The sequence below is a fragment of the Thalassotalea litorea genome (assembly GCF_043642205.1).
Lineage (GTDB): Bacteria > Pseudomonadota > Gammaproteobacteria > Enterobacterales > Alteromonadaceae > Thalassotalea_A > Thalassotalea_A litorea.
This window is the reverse complement of the sequence record NZ_JBHZSG010000001.1, coordinates 15471-32785: the sequence shown is the minus strand read 5'-3', so window position 1 is coordinate 32785 and position 17315 is coordinate 15471. Positions and strand designations below refer to the sequence as shown.

17 protein-coding genes and 1 tRNA gene are annotated in these 17315 nt (G+C 45.1%); 8 read left to right on the top strand and 10 right to left on the bottom strand.

Going from position 1 to position 17315, the window contains the following annotated elements; translation table 11 throughout:
• Window positions 1-139 precede the first annotated feature (139 nt).
• Window positions 140-643 (top strand): YgjV family protein, encoded by a 504-nt coding sequence (locus tag ACHUFQ_RS00140; protein ID WP_394171830.1) that lies wholly within the window; start codon window positions 140-142, stop codon window positions 641-643.
• 1 nt (window position 644) lies between these two features.
• Here ACHUFQ_RS00140 and ACHUFQ_RS00135 read toward each other — a convergent pair whose 3' ends face one another.
• From ACHUFQ_RS00135 to ACHUFQ_RS00125, 3 genes are all read right to left on the bottom strand, one after another.
• On the bottom strand, window positions 645-1229 hold the full coding sequence (locus tag ACHUFQ_RS00135) for a gluconate 2-dehydrogenase subunit 3 family protein (protein WP_394171828.1): 585 nt from the start codon (window positions 1227-1229) through the stop codon (window positions 645-647).
• 3 nt (window positions 1230-1232) lie between these two features.
• Complete coding sequence (locus tag ACHUFQ_RS00130) at window positions 1233-2948, bottom strand: GMC oxidoreductase (protein ID WP_394171826.1); 1716 nt, start codon at window positions 2946-2948, stop codon at window positions 1233-1235.
• A gap of 75 nt (window positions 2949-3023) precedes the next feature.
• Window positions 3024-3698, bottom strand: coding sequence for a 3-keto-disaccharide hydrolase (locus ACHUFQ_RS00125; protein WP_394171824.1), 675 nt, complete (start codon window positions 3696-3698; stop codon window positions 3024-3026).
• Between the two features lie 145 nt (window positions 3699-3843).
• Between ACHUFQ_RS00125 and ACHUFQ_RS00120 the strand changes: the two genes are divergently transcribed.
• Window positions 3844-4707, top strand: coding sequence for a sugar phosphate isomerase/epimerase family protein (locus ACHUFQ_RS00120; RefSeq protein ID WP_138319378.1), 864 nt, complete (start codon window positions 3844-3846; stop codon window positions 4705-4707).
• Window positions 4708-4920: 213 nt separating this feature from the next.
• Here ACHUFQ_RS00120 and ACHUFQ_RS00115 read toward each other — a convergent pair.
• Window positions 4921-4995 (bottom strand) — tRNA-Arg (locus tag ACHUFQ_RS00115).
• Between the two features lie 395 nt (window positions 4996-5390).
• Here ACHUFQ_RS00115 and ACHUFQ_RS00110 point away from each other — a divergent pair.
• The 3 genes from ACHUFQ_RS00110 to ACHUFQ_RS00100 are packed head-to-tail and all read left to right on the top strand — an operon-like array spanning window position 5391 to window position 7165.
• Window positions 5391-6026, top strand: a complete 636-nt coding sequence (locus ACHUFQ_RS00110; protein WP_394171822.1) for a single-stranded DNA-binding protein — start codon at window positions 5391-5393, stop codon at window positions 6024-6026.
• Between the two features lie 24 nt (window positions 6027-6050).
• Entirely contained in the window at window positions 6051-6500 is a 450-nt protein-coding gene (locus tag ACHUFQ_RS00105; protein ID WP_394171820.1) for a thermonuclease family protein, read from the top strand.
• Window positions 6482-7165 (top strand): TVP38/TMEM64 family protein, encoded by a 684-nt coding sequence (locus ACHUFQ_RS00100; RefSeq protein WP_394171819.1) that lies wholly within the window; start codon window positions 6482-6484, stop codon window positions 7163-7165. The genes ACHUFQ_RS00105 and ACHUFQ_RS00100 overlap by 19 nt, the downstream gene beginning before the upstream one ends.
• A gap of 134 nt (window positions 7166-7299) precedes the next feature.
• Here the strand turns inward: ACHUFQ_RS00100 and ACHUFQ_RS00095 are convergent, their stop codons facing one another.
• The 3 genes from ACHUFQ_RS00095 to ccoG all read right to left on the bottom strand — a co-directional run bounded on the left by ACHUFQ_RS00095 (window position 7300) and on the right by ccoG (window position 10676).
• Window positions 7300-7935 carry a thiol:disulfide interchange protein DsbA/DsbL gene (locus ACHUFQ_RS00095; protein WP_394171817.1) on the bottom strand — a complete coding sequence of 212 codons (636 nt, stop codon included), beginning with the start codon at window positions 7933-7935 and terminating at the stop codon, window positions 7300-7302.
• Between the two features lie 225 nt (window positions 7936-8160).
• Window positions 8161-9135, bottom strand: coding sequence for a serine/threonine protein kinase (locus ACHUFQ_RS00090; protein WP_394171815.1), 975 nt, complete (start codon window positions 9133-9135; stop codon window positions 8161-8163).
• A 95-nt stretch (window positions 9136-9230) separates the two neighbouring features.
• Window positions 9231-10676 carry a cytochrome c oxidase accessory protein CcoG gene (gene ccoG, locus ACHUFQ_RS00085; RefSeq protein ID WP_394171813.1) on the bottom strand — a complete coding sequence of 482 codons (1446 nt, stop codon included), beginning with the start codon at window positions 10674-10676 and terminating at the stop codon, window positions 9231-9233.
• 149 nt (window positions 10677-10825) lie between these two features.
• On the opposite strand from ccoG, the gene ACHUFQ_RS00080 reads away from it, so the two are divergent.
• Entirely contained in the window at window positions 10826-11179 is a 354-nt protein-coding gene (locus ACHUFQ_RS00080) for a hypothetical protein (protein WP_394171811.1), read from the top strand.
• 14 nt (window positions 11180-11193) lie between these two features.
• On the opposite strand, the gene fdhD is transcribed toward ACHUFQ_RS00080, so the two are convergent.
• The 3 genes from fdhD to hutG all read right to left on the bottom strand — a co-directional run bounded on the left by fdhD (window position 11194) and on the right by hutG (window position 14302).
• The gene (gene fdhD, locus ACHUFQ_RS00075; RefSeq protein WP_394171809.1) at window positions 11194-11919 is read right to left on the bottom strand and encodes a formate dehydrogenase accessory sulfurtransferase FdhD; all 726 of its coding nucleotides are present in this window, start codon (window positions 11917-11919) and stop codon (window positions 11194-11196) included.
• 131 nt (window positions 11920-12050) lie between these two features.
• Window positions 12051-13439 carry a formimidoylglutamate deiminase gene (locus tag ACHUFQ_RS00070; RefSeq protein ID WP_394171807.1) on the bottom strand — a complete coding sequence of 463 codons (1389 nt, stop codon included), beginning with the start codon at window positions 13437-13439 and terminating at the stop codon, window positions 12051-12053.
• Entirely contained in the window at window positions 13439-14302 is an 864-nt protein-coding gene (gene hutG, locus ACHUFQ_RS00065) for an N-formylglutamate deformylase (RefSeq protein ID WP_394171806.1), read from the bottom strand. Before hutG ends, ACHUFQ_RS00070 begins: the two co-directional genes overlap by 1 nt.
• 263 nt (window positions 14303-14565) lie before the next feature.
• On the opposite strand from hutG, the gene ACHUFQ_RS00060 reads away from it, so the two are divergent.
• The gene (locus tag ACHUFQ_RS00060) at window positions 14566-15339 is read left to right on the top strand and encodes a DeoR/GlpR family DNA-binding transcription regulator (RefSeq protein WP_394171805.1); all 774 of its coding nucleotides are present in this window, start codon (window positions 14566-14568) and stop codon (window positions 15337-15339) included.
• A gap of 62 nt (window positions 15340-15401) precedes the next feature.
• On the top strand, window positions 15402-17243 hold the full coding sequence (glmS, locus tag ACHUFQ_RS00055) for a glutamine--fructose-6-phosphate transaminase (isomerizing) (protein WP_394171803.1): 1842 nt from the start codon (window positions 15402-15404) through the stop codon (window positions 17241-17243).
• The last annotated feature ends 72 nt before the right edge of the window (window positions 17244-17315 follow it).

Here is a 17315-nt window from a genome sequence, read left to right as displayed (position 1 = left end):
CAGGTTTACCGCAAGGATATCGTCTAACCCCAATTAGAGGTGAATGTTAACCGTGGCAATATCAAATATATATGATTTGATATTGCCGATGCGCCGCCGTTAATTAAAGCCGAAACTTTCGTTCAAAATAAGTAGCAATTTGAGTATTACAGAAATAGGACAGCTGGTTGGCGGGATCAGTTTTCTTCTCGCCGTGTTGGCCTTCTACCAAAAAGACGACCGTTACTTAAAAACCTTGTTAATGGCGGTGTACCTGATCCACGGAGTGCACTTTTACCTGCTCGATAGTTTGGTGCCCGCTACGCTTTGTTTAATAAGTTTTCTCAGAACTCTCATTTCTCTTTATATACGCTCATCGCGAATGGCAATCATCTTCATCGTTCTGATCGCGCTGTTGAGTTATCTCAACTATCAATCTCTTATTGACTTGCTCCCTATCGCCGCCAGCGTTCTTGGTACCTACGCGCTGTTATGTTTAAGTGGCATTAAAATGCGACTCGCAATCTTAATCGGTTCAGCCTTGTGGTTAATTAACAATATATTCATCGGCTCCATCGGCGGTACATTAATGGAAATATTTATCATTTCGACAAATGCATTCACGATCTATCGATTAATGGCGACGGCAGAGCCTCGAGGATAACTCAAGACACCCTTCCACGTGCATTAAAGGTGTCTAGTTCGGCTTGGGTTACGCAGCCTCGATAGGTTCCTGGGATCAACATAAAGTCAGGATTTGCCGGCTCTGAGGTGTAGTAAATATGAAAAATAATTTTCTTTAATTTGCGATAGCTTTTCGATAATTCAGACGTCTGATTAGCAAAAGCGCGTTTATCCAGTTGGCTCACCAATGCAACCCGCTCATCCTTACCTAGGTTGAGATAGTGAGTCTGAAACGAAGCCTTGGCAATTTCATTGAGTTTAACCAGCAACTGCAGAAACTGTTTTTTTGTCCCGGCTACCGCCCAGGTTAACATCATCGCATCCAGCACAGGAATAACATGAGCATCTGTCGCCCCTGCCGTGTCGCTGATGGGTATCATAATTTCGGCAATATCCGCCAGCATCGTCATATGCTCTGCCGAAAAAAACTGACCGCTATTGCTGATAACAAGCAGCTCTTTTTCTGTATTAGTTGTGCCTGCAAGTATTGGCGCGGCAACCAAAACCATCGCCGAGCCGATAAATACACGACGACTGATAATAAATTCACTACTGAATGTCCTCATCCTTTAAAGACTCCCTTTTTGCATCAATTTAGCGGCATAATCCGCAGCTCGCACGGTAATCGCCATATATGTTAAAGAAGGATTTTGGGTAGCACAGGAGGACATACAAGCGCCATCGGTCACAAATAGATTATCGACATCATGGGCTTGAGCCCATTTGTTTAATACGGAGGTGTTTGGATCATTTCCCATACAAGCTCCGCCCATTTCATGGATACGATCGCCAATAGCAATATGTCTGTCTTCAGGTGTTGTGTTGACATTGATATCGACGCAGCCCCCAACATCGAGTATTTCACCAATATCTTTAGCCGCTTGCCTGATCATTTTTCGCTCGTTGTCTCGAACGCGGGCATCAATATGTAACTGTGGAATCCCCCATTGATCGGTCTTAGTCGGATGCAAAGACGCCACATTATCAAAATACGGTAGCATTTCACCGTACATAATGGCTCGGAATTTCCAGGGGCCTGGCTGATTCGCGACTTCCTTCACATCTACACCAATTCCTGCCTTGTTCGCATGGGTTGGAGTCTTGGTTCGATGTTGAGCCGTTGCCTGAAACCCATAACCGCGCACAAATTCAACACCATCTTTTTGGTCATGCCGGTAATTGGGAATATAGGTTGCGATGGGTCGACGACCTGTTGCAAATTTATCGTCAAGCCCCGGGACAATGCCATCGGCCAGAACACCGCTAAAATGGTCCATTATATAGCGCCCGACGACGCCGCTTGAGTTGGCGATACCATTGGGAAACGTTGCGGATTTGGAATTTAACAGAATTTGCACCGACCCTAGTGCTGAAGCACATAAAAACACCACCCGTGCCTTGTAGCTGCGCTTTTCTTTGCTGAGCGTATCAATGATACTCACGCCCGAAGCCCGGCCGAGCTTTTCATCATAGTCAACGCGCTCAACAATGGCATTCGTGATCAGAGTAAGATTACCGGTATTATTCGCTGCTGGCAGCGTTGCCGATAACGAACTGAAATAGCCGCCAAACGTGCAACCCCGTTTGCAATAAGCGCGAGCCTGACATTGACCCCTTCCTAATTTCATTTGTTCTGCGGTAGGCTCGGTGATATTTGCTGCCCGGCCAATAATCAACCGGCGATCAGAATAGGCTTTGCGAAGGTTTTTTGCGATGACTTTCTCGGCACAACTCATCTCCCAGGGTTTTTGAAAAACACCATCCGGTAAGTCTTCCAACCCATCGCGATTTGCGGATACGCCAATAAATGATTCGACATAATCGTACCAGGGTGCCAAATCCTCGTAACCTATTGGCCAAGGAACACCGTTTCCATCTTTCTTATTAGCCACAAAGTCCTTAGGCCCCCAGCGCAGAGACTGTCTACCCCAGGTAACGCTACGACCACCTAATTGATAGCTTCTCACCCATTTAAACGGGCGAGCATCCGGATAGCTATAAGGATGTTCTTTGTCATCCGCAAAAAATTGCTTAGTTGCTCCTTTAAAATACCCTTTCTGCTTTATCAATTGGTATCGCCCTTGTTCATCGAAATCTTCAGGGACCAGATTACGATTTTCAATTTGCCAGGGCGCCTGCATATCCGTATATTCCGAACCACGGTGCTCCACATTGCGTCCTCGTTCGATGACTAAGGTTTTAAATCCTTTTTCGGTAAATTCCTTCGCCGCCCAACCGCCGGTTATGCCGGAACCGACCACGATAACATCATATTCCTGCGCCATAGTTTTATTCGTAACCCCTGTGTTTGTCCGCTAATCGAGTAGATTGCGATATGTGTTTCTAGATAAAAAGGATGTCTACAACTCAACGATGTAAATATTACGGAAGCGAACAATATTGTCGCTCTTTCCCGTTTCCCTGAGTTGTTTGCTGCCATGATGTTGTAAACCAATCACCCCTTTACTGTCTTTGCGATCGATAATATGGGTCGTCAAAATGCCATTGACGGTAATTTTTATCTCTGTGCCACGACATTCAATACGATAGTGGTTCCAGGCATTGGCTTTGAAAGTGCTTGCCAACTCTTCATTCCAGTTTGCTATGTATGATTTAATAAAGTCTTTATCCCTGTTGCTACGCACAGGATGTTCAGGGTGCAGCCACTGCCGCCGGCCCTGATCAAACAAACCGCCACTCCATCGTCTCGGGCTGGGATCGACTTCAGCCTGATAGCCAACAACGACTTTGCCCTGATCTAGATCGCGAATTTGACCTCGAAAAATAAAGCCAGAATTACTGTATTCGGTAACGTCAGGCATTTTAATTTCGGCAGTTAAAATGAAGTCTTGATAGGTTTTTCGGGTTGTTAAAAACCAATTGGATTCTGACTGCAAATGTAACTCGCCATCCACCATTGTCGCATTACCAAATGGGTAAACATTTTCAAACTGAGAGAGTTGAGGGTCGAGCAAACTGGCTTTATTAACCGTGGCGCATGATGCGCATAGAATCGCCATGTTCATAGCCAGCATGAGTTTAAAATTTCCTATTTTCACCGAAAATTCGCCTTTACTTAACGATCAATAATGATTACTTTTGATTGAATATAATCGATAGTTACATATTTTTATTCGGTTAAGCAACTGCAAATATTTGAATGAAGAGGAAGTTTCATTAGTGGGTTTAAAAAAACGATGTTTGATCTGGCTTTGGTCGTTGATATCGCTCTGGCCGATTGTCTTTGCAACGGCGGCGCCATTAAAAATAAGTGCGCAACTTCATTCCGTAAAGGATGAACTGAGCAGAGACTTTGATAAGACCCTAAGCGAATTAGCAAAAATGGGCTTTTCCGGGGTAGAATTTGCCGGACGATATGGCCCCTATGTTAACAACCCTGATGGCTTAAAGAAACGCCTTGCCGAGCTGCAACTCAAGGTCAGCGGCGTACACGTTCCGTTACAACAACTGCGTGGAGACGCTGGTGCTCGCAATCTTAGATTTTACCAAAGGATTGGCGCCGAAACGGTCATTATTCCTCACGATATCAGGGTCAACGACCCGAATAAAATCGACGAACTGATAAACGAACTGAATAAAATTTCCAGCATTGCTCAAGGCTATGGTTTAAAACTTGGTTACCACAACCATGCTAAAGAGTTCGATACCTACCTTAGCGGTTCGTACTGGGATTATTTGAATACTCATACAGACAACGCTGTGGTTATGCAATTGGATGTTGGTTGGGCACGCTTTGCCAAACAGGACCCCGTGCAATTACTCACACAACACCCCAATCGAACATTAACAACCCATTTCAAAATCCGAACCTATAAAGGCCGTCCTGGCAGTGTTGCAGCAGAGACTAAAGTACTTCTTGGAGAAGATAATTATGATTGGCATGCGCTGATCCAAGCTTGCAAAACTAAAGGTGCCACGCAATGGATTGTCATCGAGCAGGAAGAATACCCGCAAGGGCTAACCCCGCTGCAATCAATCGAGCGCTCTTTAAACGGCATTGCACCTTTCTTGGTGGGCAATTAACAAGCGCGGACGCCAGTATTAGCATTATTTCTGATGGAATAACCCTAGTCTTTTAACAGACAAACACAAAGGAAGTCTGGATAATAGATATATGCGTAGTGGTGCTTGCTCGAATACCCGATATGGATGACAAAACCTGTATCAATTGATTTGGATTCAACAGTGGACGTCGAGAATAAACACTGTTTGCAATGAAATTTCTATGAAGAGGAATGGCGCTCTCGGCAGGAATCGAACCTGCAACTTAGACTCCGGAGGTCCACGTGATATCCATTTCACCACGAGAGCCGCACATTGAAAGGGAATTTTATTCTAACCCTTTTGAATTTGCCATATAAATCTGTCGATAGCAGCGTCTTTGATGGCTATTTGTACAAAATATCGGCCTCAACCCTGCCTTTAAAGGAAATGAATCCTATTGAACATAGCGAAGTACCCGTGTCGTTCTTCACAATCATCATGCTCGTAACAAGATGCACCAGGTACGATTAACCTTGTAGCGGTTAAATCCGATACATTGTTGCCTGACTTAATACGTTTTAAATATTCTGCCATTGAATTCTGCGCAGGCCAAAAGTGCTACTCCTGGCGAATTTCCATCGCAGTGCAACCAGCCTGAACGCAGCTATTTTCCCGTTGCGGCAAATGCTATATGATGTATCTTTTGTACGCAGAAAGTCGTTATGGATCAATCAATCAAGCCGCCAAAATGGCAACAATGCCAAGTCGTATTGGCCGGGAATCTGGTCGCAAAGCCAGAGGTTCGTTATCGCGCCAATCCCGCCACGCCAGTGTCGGAATTCGTTATTGCTACCCACCAACGTTGGTTTGATAAATCCACTAATAGCTACAAAGACTGGACGACCTATTTAACCTGTCTTGCCCAGGGTGAGTCTCTGGAACGTGAATTTATTCATGCGGATAAAGGCCAGCTGGTCATGCTTAGTGGGAAACTCGGTGGTGACAATAACAAGCACCTTATTTTGACCGACGATGTATCGGTCGTCGGTAAAGGCCTGCCGCAGAGCATTAATCAATTACACATGCAGGCGACGTTAATTTCTGAGGTGAAACTGATGCAAACCCAGAATAATGTCAGCATGGCTGAATTTACCGTACAGTGTCAGCAGTCTGGGTTACCGGCAAAACATGCCAACGCCGAGCGAATCGTCCACGTTTTCGGGAAATCGGCACAGTTTCTAGCCGATAAAGCCATCCCCAATCAGCAGGTCATCATCGAAGCGAGTCTCGCTCAACAAGGTGACCATAAACAGTTACAGCTTATCGATGCCAAGCGGGTTATAATCTGCCCAGAATAATAATGCATAAGAAGTTGTTTACCCTTGTCCTTTAGTCGCCGATTTCTCGCCCTTGCAACCTGGCTTGGTCTAAGCCTGTTTTCGCCTTTTTTGTTCGGTAACTATGGCAGCGTCACCGTTGCCAGTATCGTCAATGTCTATGACGGCGATACCTTTCGCGCCAATATTGCCCACTGGCCCGATGTTATTGGCAATAATACTCCGATACGAATCAACGCAGTGGAAACACCGGAAATCCGCGGTAAGTGTGCAGCTGAAAAACAATTAGCCATTCAAGCCCGGGATTTTACCCGGGAACAATTACTAAAAGCAGAGTTAATCGAACTGAGGAATATTGAGCGCGGCAAGTATTTTCGTCTTGTTGCCGATGTTTATCTGGATGGTCAAAGTCTGGCTCAGCAATTACTGGCCCATGGGCTGGCGCGACCTTATGATGGTAATAAGAGGCATTCCTGGTGTACCGGCACGTCCTGAATCGAAAACAACTAAAACAGTGGTGGCTACGTCATCGCCTGACCATCAAGCTGATCTTAGGTTTTTTGCTGCTCGGCATCCTCATTAGCGCCGGCATTCACTATTCGGGTCTAAGCCAATATTTTAACCTCAACACTCTGGAGCAATTCAGGACTCAGTTTGCGGAAAATCTGGCCCTAAACTTTTTGCTCCTGATGATCCTGGGTACAGCTGTTGGTTTGCCCAGGCAAATTTGTGCATTTAGTGCCGGATATTTATTTGGTGCCATGTCAGGCATATTTCTGGCAACGACTGCAGCCATCCTTGGTTGCTTAATCACGATTGTTATCGCCAGATATGGGCTCAGACACCTGCTAGTGCCCAAATACCAACAGCAGGTGGATAAAATTCACAAGCTTTTGGCGCATCAAACATTTCGAAAAACCCTGATGGTTCGTTTTATCCCTGCGGGAAATAATTTTCTGTTTAACCTGTGTGCCGGAGCCGCCCATGTGCCGCTAAAGCCCTATTTGCTTGGCTCTTATCTTGGTTATATTCCCCAGATGAGTATTTTTGCGTTGATGGGAAGTGGGATTAAAATGCAATCGAGTGCACAGTTTAGCGTAAGTGTTGTGCTCGCCTGTATCGCCGTGGTGATTGCCTGGTCACTGAAATCCAAACAATAGGGCCCGTCCCCCCTCAGTTATCACACTGACCTGACACCAGAGAACATTGCTCGGCAAATTATTCGCGTTAAAGGCCAACTATCAGACAAAGAAAAAGGCGCTAAAAGCGCCTTTTAAAAACTATAATCTAATTATTAATCTAACTGGCTTAGATACACCACGATGTTTTTATAATCCGTCAGGAAATCTGCACGGTCTAGCTCATTGGCATTAACACGATACTTACCGTTAACCACAATCGTTGGCACGCCCGTTAAAGCTCGCTTGGCCACCAGATCATCTTGATTTTTCTTTTGCTTTTTCGCTTGCGAGTTTACCGCAAAGCTTTTAAACATTTTATCAAACGTTTCACCTTCAACACCGTTCATCACAAAGATTTTACGGATATCTTCTGGCGAAGTGATTGGACGACGCTGTACTTGAATTTCATTAAAAATTGCGCCAATTAGCTGATTTTTCTGTGGCAGTTGCTCAGCAACCACTAACGCTTTAGTGATGTCGAACTGTACTTGTTCGCTTGCAGCACGAAGAAAGTCCACATGATTTTTTTCAAAGCTTACGCCTTCAGGTAATGAGCGCGCTAAGTCCTGCATAAAGGGTTCAAAGCGTAAACAATGAGGACAATAAAAAGAGAAGTACTCGCGCACTTCCGGTTTGGCAGACGCGGTTTCACTCACCTTAGTGTAGTGCTTGCCTTCTACATACTTCGCGGCCTGACTACTAAACGCAGCAAGTGCGGTAATCAAAAATAAAGAGATTAACTTCTTCATGTAATTCTATTCCTTACGTATTTCTAATTCTAATTTGTGTGATACCAAATACGATGGTTTTATGATCGATTCCAAATGTCTAACGGACATTCCCGTATAGGTGAATGTTTTTATGACACCTTCACCTTGAAAATGTTCAACAAAGCAAAGCATTCTTGTCTTGGCGTGCGGTTTTCTGTTCGCTGAATGATCAATTTTCTGTCGTAATTGCTAATGAATATACCATTATGGCATTAAACTCAAGGGCGGTTCTTGTAAAGTGGCCACCTGTTCTTTTAATGCAAGTATTTGTTGTTCCCAATATTTCTCGGTATTAAACCAGGGGAAATTACGGGGAAAAGCCGGGTCTTGCCACCTTCTGGCAAGCCATGCCATATAATGCACTACTCTCATGGTTCTAAGCGATTCTATCAGTGACAGCTCACTACTATCAAATGAAAAGAATTCTTCATAACCCATTAATAATGTATCCATTTGTAACATTTGCTGCTGTCTGTCACCGCTGAGCATCATCCAAAGATCCTGGATTGCCGGTCCGGTTTTGCAATCATCGAGATCAACAAAATGTGGGCCATCATCGGTCCAAAGGATATTGCCGGCGTGACAATCGCCATGAAGTCGTATTTGACGGTTAGGCGCATAACGAGCGCTTGCCAACTCAATGACCTGATCCAGTATGGTGTAAAATGGCGTTTGCAACCCCAGCGGTAGCATCTGACAATCCTGCAATACCTGTCTGGCATCGAGCAAACTTTCCTGAATGGAAACGGTTGGGCGATGCTTAAAATCTTGCTGAGAGGAGACCGCATGTATACGGCCGACAAAACGCCCCATCCACTCTAGTTGCTCGAGATTATCAACTTCAAAGATTCGACCACCGCGACAGGGGAATACCGCAAAATGAAAGCCATTATGATGAAAAATGCTGATCCCATCACGCTTTAAAGGTGCCACAATCGGCAGTTCTTGCTCGTCCAACTGGAAAGAAAAATCGTGTTCTTCCTGAATTTGCTGCAACTGCCAACGGCCTGGGCGATAAAACTTGCAGACAAATTTACGACGCTCTTCATCGTGAAACTGGTATACCCGATTTTCATAGCTATTTAAGGCCAACAGACCACTATCGACCTGAAACCCGGCACTCTCCAGACCATCAATAATGGTTTCAGGTGACAACGATGAAAAATTAAAATCTGTCATAGCAAACCCAGTTTAAACAATAGAACGAAATTGTAACCTGTATCGAACCAATCCCCTAGGATGTATTTTCTTTGGCGTTAACGTCTTTATCGCCTTTACGGCCGACGATTAAAAAATTTGCTCGATTGCTTAATAATGACATCATTGTCCTTTGGCTCGATTTGCTGAACCACAAATGAAATATCTGTCATGTATTCCTTTAGTTCGTATGGGTCAACGGCGATACTGACGGTGACCGTTTCTAACTGCGCCGCTTTTACCCTGATTTTTTTCTTTCCTTGCCACTGAGTATGGTCCAGACCTTCTATCGATATTTTGTAAACACTGTCAATTTGCGACTTATTCAACACCTTGAGGGTATAAACATTTTCAATCAACCCTTCATTGGTTTCCCGGGATAAAGCATTGCGATCCCGAATAATATCCAGTTGCAGCGGCACTCGAGTCGCTAAATCTCCCACAAAAAATCCGGTCATCACCAATAAAATCGTCGCGTACATAAATAGTTTCGGGCGCAGTATATGTACCTTTTTGCCTGTCAGTTCATGTTCGGTGGTATAGCGGATCAGACCTTTGTCATAACCCATTTTATCCATAACACCATCACAGGCATCGGCACAGGCACCACAATTGATGCACTCATATTGCAAGCCATTACGGATATCTATGCCGGTCGGGCAAACCTGCACACACAAATTACAATCGATGCAATCACCAAGCCCCAGCTCTTCAGGGTTGGCTTTTCGTGAACGCGGGCCACGTGTTTCACCACGGTTAGTATCATAAGACACGGTAAGTGTATCTTTGTCGAACATGGCCGATTGAAATCTTGCATAAGGGCACATATGCAAGCACATAATCTCACGCATCCAACCCGCATTGCCGTAGGTCGCAAACGTGAAAAACACAATGCAGGCCGTCGCCATAACACTGGCATTGAAAGTAAAAAAGTCGAGTACAAGTTCACGCATCGGAGTGAAGTAACCAACAAAGGTAATCGCCGTCAACAATGCGAAGGCAATCCAGCAGGCATGTTTTGCCGCTTTGCGCCAAAATTTATTAAGCGACATGGGTTGCTGATCCAGTTTTTTACGCTGATTAGCGGTTCCTTCAAACCGTTCTTCAAACCAGATAAAAATAAACGTCCAGACCGTTTGCGGGCACAAATAACCGCACCATACCCTTCCCAAGAACGTAGTCACAAAAAACAGTAGGAAAGCGCCAATAATGAATAACCAGGCCAGTAGGGTCAGATCCTGAGGCCACAGGGTTAATCCCCAGAGATTAAACCGCTGTTCACCGATATCAAATAAAATCGCCTGTTGGCCATTAAACTGGAGCCAGGGTAAAACCGCAAACAGCGCCAGAAAGAAAAAATTCATTTTCTGGCGGACCTGTTGAAAGTAACCACTTACTTTTCGAACGTAAATTTGATCGCGAGGTTTATATTGCTCGACTTCAGCATTGCGGGGACGGTGAACCTTGATTTCTTTTACCGGTATCGTTTTGATCGGCACGGATTTAGAGTTATTTTCTTCCATCAGACGACAATCTCACCCTGGGACTATGTCATTAATTTGTTAAATTATACCTTAAGAGCCAAACCATAGTATGATTTAACACAAGTTTTATGGCTTTTTTCAAACAAAATTAGGTATCATGGGGCCAATAATAATTATCGGGTCCTGTTATGAAAAAAATACTGATATTGATCGTTGCAGCTGCAGTGTACCTTCACTATTACCCGTCACCACAGTTAAACGCCTGGTGGGAGGAACAAAAAACTGCGATAGATAACAAATTTAATGATGTTATGGATACGAAAGCCCGTGTTAGCCCGTCAAAATTACTTAGTGTTATGGCTGGCGATTTGAGGAAAGCGAGCAAAAATGAGCGCGCGTATATTGAACAGCTAACAGAGTCTCGCGACAATATCAGGAATTATTACAATGAATATTGTAGTACTGGTAAACACAACCGCCGGTTAAGTAAAAACTTGCAACTGAACCTGTGTTCAAATATCGAACAGCACCGCCTGTACTAAAAATCTCAGGCAGGTTATATCTGTCTTGTTTCTGATTTATGATAAACAACGTTCCGCCCGTCTCGGGCAAAGCCTACCAGATTCATATTACTTTTTTGTGCCAATGCCACCGCCATGCTGGTTGCTGCGGAAACCGTGACCAGGGTGGCAATCCCAAATAGTTGACACTTTTGCACCATTTCAAAGCTGGCTCGACTTGAGGCAAGAACAAAGCCTTGCTCACGATGAATGTTATGCTTGCTAAGATATCCAATAAGCTTGTCCAACGCATTATGTCGGCCGACATCTTCACTGATGTGGATTAGGTTACCGTCCTTATCAAAAAAACCACAAGCATGGACACTGCCACATTGTTGATTGAGTACCTGGGCATCAGAAAAGCATTGTAACGATGCAAGAATTCGTAAAGAGCTCGGCATTTCACTATAAGGTAGTGGGTCTTTATTCGGCGCAATCAAATCCAGGGATTCTTTGCCGCATAAGCCGCAGCCACTCCCCCCTTTAAGCATACGACGCCGCTGCTTTAAGCGATTAAACTGTCTTGAGTTGATATCCAGCTGCAATTCCAGGCCGTTTTCCTGAACAACCGTTTCAATACCAAACACATCGCTAGTCGAGTCGATAATGCCTTCCGTTAATGAAAAGCCCAAGGCAAAATATTCTAATTCCACCGGGGTTAGCATCATCACAGCATGGGTTAAGCCATTATAAACAATGGCGACAGGCAGCTCTTCAACCAAACAATCCTCTATGATACGTTCCCCACTTTCACTTGAATGACGGACACTAACGTACGCGGACAACGTGCCACAACGGCGATCGTTACTATCGCTTTGGAGGTTCGGGGGTTGTGTCTGCTTGATGCTGATAATCAGTTCTCCGAAGATAAATGCGCTAGTACTCTGGCAAAGTCATCTGCACTTTGCTGTTGCTCGCGGTGCTGATACTCATGAATCACCCACCGTCCATTCACCATCACATCGCGCACCGCATTACTGGCATTGGCAAAGATAAAGCTGTCCATACGATAGTCGGCACCGCCAGCGTACAGACGCATTTTATCCTGATCAAGAACTAATAAATCCGCTTGTCGACCTACAGCTATTTCACCGGTATTGCTGGATGTCGCCAGCGCGCCACCCTGGCTGCTGTGCTGCCATAAATTAAGGCCAACAGATGCGGTCTGAGCATTAGCCAATACGGCTCGCTGTTGCTTTTGTAGGCGCTGTGCGTATTCCAGTAATTTCAATTCTTCCGTCGCACTGACACTGATATGACTGTCAGAACCAATAGCCAATTGCCCACCGGCTTGTAAAAAATCTGCGGTAGGGAAAATTCCATCGCCAAGATTCGCCTCGGTGGTAGGGCAAATCCCAGCAATGGCACCACATTTGGCAATCCCTTTTAGTTCCTGTTCATCAATATGAGTAGCATGGATCAGGCACCAATGCTTATCCACGTCGATATTATCCAATAACCATTGCACCGGGCGTTTTTGATAATGCGCCAAGCAGTCATCCACTTCCTGCATTTGCTCGGCAATATGAATATGAATCGGCGCTTGAGCATCAAGACGTTTAACATGATTTACCACGTCATGTAGCGATTCTAAATCAACCGCACGCAATGAATGGGGAGCAATACCGACGTTGGCATTTTCTATCGATTTGGCGTAATCAAAACAGTCACTGACTAACTGATTGAACTGCTCAACACTATTAATAAAACGACGCTGTCCATGGGTTGGCGGCAAAGGACCAAAGCCGCTAAACCGATAAAGCACTGGCAATAGGGTAATGCCAATTCCAGCATCGCCTGCCGCCTGAAATATTGCTCTGGCCATGGTACTCAACTGCGGATAGCAATTACCTTCAGGGTCATGATGAAGATAATGAAACTCAGCGACGCGGGTATAGCCGGCTTTAAGCATCTCAATGTACAACTGTCTGGCAATAACCCTCGCTTGCTCTGGACTGATATGATCGACAAATTTGTACATGATCTTACGCCAAGTCCAAAAGCTGTCCTGCCCTTCACTCCCCTGCTCAGAAAAGCCAGCAAAACCACGTTGAAACGCATGCGAATGGCAATTAACCATGCCAGGGATAACGGGTCCCTGCGCTTCTTCCGCGTGATCAACCTTGCCAGCAATAATCTCAGCGATTACGCCATTTTCAATCATTAAGGTTTGATTTTGGTGCCAACGGGTACCAATAAGAACATCCCGCGCAAATAACGCGTGTGAACAAGGTTGTGTCATTACTGCGAAACTCCAGACGAAGAACAGTTAGAATTGCTACGGTGAGAATGATGGTTATCAGACATATAATCCAGAAAGCTTTGTACCATCATCCGCAACTGCGGAATCACCTGTTGAGCTTTGGTTTCATTGTAGGTGCTGACCTGCACGGTGTCGCCATCTAACGCTTCATTCATATAGGTTCTTTGTGATAACTCCAACTGCACCGTCTCAATGTGTTTATCCAAATTCGCGTATGCGCGAGTTATGTAACCGCCTTTAAAGCGACCATCGATAACCTGAGAATAAGGTGAAAAATCCATGCGTTCCAGTTGTTGATGCAGCGCCTGACTACAGCTTTTACCCTGGTTGGTTCCAAAATTAAAATCAGGCAGCTGACCGTCAAAAAAGCGTGGAACCTCAGAGCAGATGGAATGGGCTTCCAACAACAAGGCTTTACCATGAATTTTTTGGATCTCGGCTAATGTATCAGCCACCGCCTGATGATAAGGCTGCCAGAATGTGGCAACGCGACGCCTAATTTCTGCTTCGCTTGGTTGCATATCGGTTTTGTACAGAGGCTGGCGCTGAAAATTTGTGGTCGGACACAGTTCGGTGCTGTCTGCACCTGGATATAAGTTCGCGCCATCGGGGGAGCGATTCAAGTCAATCACGTAACGACTATAAGTAGGCACAATTACATAAGCACCCAGCGCTTTTGCAAACGCATATAATCTATCCAGATCCCAGTCAGTATCGGCAACATTCAAGCCTGCGGCAGTCATGGTTTGTCGAATATCATCGGGAATTTCTATGCCATTGTGAGGCATAGATATCAGCAGCGGTTGGCTGCCTTGTTGTAACTGAAAAATAGATTGCGTCATAGGATTTTTCGAATACCTGGTAAAGACCTTATCAGCCATAAAATTAAACGTTTATGCTGCGGTCAAAGTTGTATATACAATATTGCGTAATGTAGCATTTTCAAGCCATATCTAAAACCCGACAAACCAAACAAACCGCACAAACAAGCGATAATCGTCGAACGCAGTTACGATTTATTACGGTTTGAATTTTGCTTTTATCACAATCTTTTGCTTTAATTATAACTTTCGAAACGAAACTTAAAAGAACACATTCGAAACTTATGTCGAAACGCAATACTCAACAACGCCGCCATGTAATTTTAAGCCATTTAGCGCAGCAGGGCGAAGTCAGTGTCGATCAATTGGCCATTCAGTTCCAAACCTCAGAAGTAACCATACGAAAAGATTTGGCCGCTTTGGAAAATAGCGGCCTTTTGCTACGTAGATACGGTGGCGCAGTCCCTCTTCCTCAGGAAATCATCCAGGCTGAAAACAACGAACAAGTTTCGAAACGAAAGCTTTCTATTGCCCGTGAAGCGGCTCGCCATGTCAAAGACCATAACCGCATTATTATTGACAGTGGCCGGACAACTGCGGCGATCGTTCCCGAACTGCGTCACAAGCATGGTCTGGTGGTGATGACAAATTCACTGTCTATCGCCAATCAAATTCATGAGCTGGAAAATGAACCAACTTTATTGATGACCGGAGGAACCTGGGATGCCAGATCGGAAGCGTTTCAGGGAAAAGTCGCGGAACTGGTATTACGATCTTACGATTTCGACCAGCTGTTTATCGGTGCCGATGGCATAGATTTAGACCGCGGCACCACAACCTTTAACGAGTTAATCGGGCTGAGCCAGGTAATGTCTGAAGTCGCCCGTGAAGTCATCGTGGTAGTGGAATCGGAAAAAATCGGGCGCAGGATCCCAAATCAGGAACTGCCCTGGAGCTCGGTCGATACGCTAATCACCGACTCCCAATTAAGTAAACCATTAAAACAACAGATAGAAGCGCATCAAGTCAAAGTCGTTTGTGCGCAACCCCTAGACTAATGAATCGGATTACGATTCAGATAATGATTTAAATAACCAATATTTAAAAACAGGAACGAATTATGTGTGGAATTGTTGGTGCAGTAGCGCAACGTGATGTTGCCGATATCCTTGTAGAAGGTTTGCGTCGTCTTGAGTATCGTGGCTATGATTCAGCCGGTGTCGCAATTATTAATAACGCCAATGAACTGCAACGAGTCCGTCGTCTGGGCAAAGTGCAGGAGTTGGCCGATGCCGTCAATGCAAATCCATTAAGTGGCGGTACTGGTATCGCCCATACTCGCTGGGCTACCCATGGTGTACCGAGTGAAGAAAATGCTCATCCTCATGTCAGTAATCAAAACATTGCCGTCGTCCACAATGGCATAATTGAAAATCATCAGGAATTGAAAAACCTGTTGATTGAACAGGGTTATGAATTTACCTCACAAACTGATACCGAAGTGATTGCCCATTTAGTTGATCACCTGTTAAAAACGGAAGAAACTCTGCTTGCTGCAGTGCAAAAGGCCTGCAAACAGTTTATTGGAGCCTACGGTACGGTAATTATGGACCGCCGTGATCCGGAGCGCGTGGTTGTTGCTCGTTCTGGCAGTCCTTTGGTCATTGGTTATGGTCTTGGTGAGAACTTTCTGGCATCCGACATGATGGCACTATTACCTGTTACCCGTAAATTTGCTTTCTTAGAAGAGGGTGATGTCGCTGAAATTACCCGATTTGAGGTAAATATCTTCGATAAGGAAGGCAATGCCGTTGAACGTGAAGCGACTGAAGCTCAGGTCAGTCATGATGCAGGTGACAAAGGCGAATACCGTCACTACATGCTCAAGGAAATTTATGAGCAACCAACAGCCATTCGCAATACGCTAGAAAATCGCATTGTTGGCAATCAAATCAACACCGACGCTTTTGGTGGCGAGAATGTGAACGCCGATGAGCTATTAAAACATATCGATCATGTGCAAATCATTGCCTGTGGTACCAGCTACCATTCTGGCATGGTAGCCCGTTATTGGCTGGAGCAATATGCGGGAGTTTCCTGTAACGTAGAAATTGCCAGTGAATTTCGCTATCGCAAATCTTTTGTTCCTAAAAATGCGTTGCTGGTAACCATCTCTCAATCCGGTGAAACCGCCGATACCCTGGCCGCGCTTCGCTTAGGCAAAGAGCTTGGATATTCCTCAAGTCTGACAATCTGCAACGTCCCAGGTTCGTCATTAGTCCGTGAATCGGATATGGCATTTATGACCAAAGCCGGAGCGGAAATTGGCGTTGCGTCAACCAAAGCATTTACCACACAGTTGGTGGGCCTGATGATGATGACCATCGCCATCGGCAAAAACAAAGGCATGGCGCCAGCATTGCAACAAGATCTGGTGCAATCGCTAATGAGCTTACCAGCGAAAATTGACGAAGTGCTGGCATTGGCCAAAGATATCGAGGCGCTCGCCGAAGATTTTGCCGACAAGCAGCACTCGTTGTTTTTAGGTCGCGGCGATCAATATCCAATCGCCATGGAAGGGGCGCTAAAGCTTAAAGAGATTTCCTACATTCATGCCGAAGCTTATGCCGCTGGCGAGCTAAAACACGGACCGCTGGCGCTAATCGATGCCGATATGCCGGTTATCGTGGTGGCACCAAAAAATGATTTGATTGAAAAATTAAAGTCGAATGTTGAAGAGGTTCGTGCCCGTGGCGGATTGATGTATGTGTTTGCCGATACCGATGCAAAATTTGCCAGTGATGACACCATGAAAGTTATCCAGGTACCTCATTGTGATGAAGCCATAGCACCGATTGTTTATACCTTGCCGCTACAGTTACTTTCTTACTACGTAGCGATTATCAAGGGTACCGATGTCGACCAGCCGCGTAACCTGGCAAAATCTGTTACCGTTGAATAAATCGACTAAAACGCTAGCATAAAAAAAGGCCTGACTGATCGTCAGGCCTTTTTGGTTTAAAGCTCGGTGTGG

Coding starts and splice junctions, on each gene's coding strand:
- ACHUFQ_RS00080 (WP_394171811.1), top strand. CDS start 10,826: ATGAAAAAAATACTGATATTGATCGTTGCAGCTGCAGTGTACCTTCAC.
- ACHUFQ_RS00130 (WP_394171826.1), bottom strand. CDS start 2,948: ATGGCGCAGGAATATGATGTTATCGTGGTCGGTTCCGGCATAACCGGC.
- ACHUFQ_RS00110 (WP_394171822.1), top strand. CDS start 5,391: ATGGATCAATCAATCAAGCCGCCAAAATGGCAACAATGCCAAGTCGTA.
- ACHUFQ_RS00135 (WP_394171828.1), bottom strand. CDS start 1,229: ATGAGGACATTCAGTAGTGAATTTATTATCAGTCGTCGTGTATTTATC.
- glmS (WP_394171803.1), top strand. CDS start 15,402: ATGTGTGGAATTGTTGGTGCAGTAGCGCAACGTGATGTTGCCGATATC.
- ACHUFQ_RS00090 (WP_394171815.1), bottom strand. CDS start 9,135: ATGACAGATTTTAATTTTTCATCGTTGTCACCTGAAACCATTATTGAT.
- ACHUFQ_RS00060 (WP_394171805.1), top strand. CDS start 14,566: ATGTCGAAACGCAATACTCAACAACGCCGCCATGTAATTTTAAGCCAT.
- ccoG (WP_394171813.1), bottom strand. CDS start 10,676: ATGGAAGAAAATAACTCTAAATCCGTGCCGATCAAAACGATACCGGTA.
- ACHUFQ_RS00125 (WP_394171824.1), bottom strand. CDS start 3,698: ATGCTGGCTATGAACATGGCGATTCTATGCGCATCATGCGCCACGGTT.
- hutG (WP_394171806.1), bottom strand. CDS start 14,302: ATGACGCAATCTATTTTTCAGTTACAACAAGGCAGCCAACCGCTGCTG.
- ACHUFQ_RS00095 (WP_394171817.1), bottom strand. CDS start 7,935: ATGAAGAAGTTAATCTCTTTATTTTTGATTACCGCACTTGCTGCGTTT.
- ACHUFQ_RS00070 (WP_394171807.1), bottom strand. CDS start 13,439: ATGACACAACCTTGTTCACACGCGTTATTTGCGCGGGATGTTCTTATT.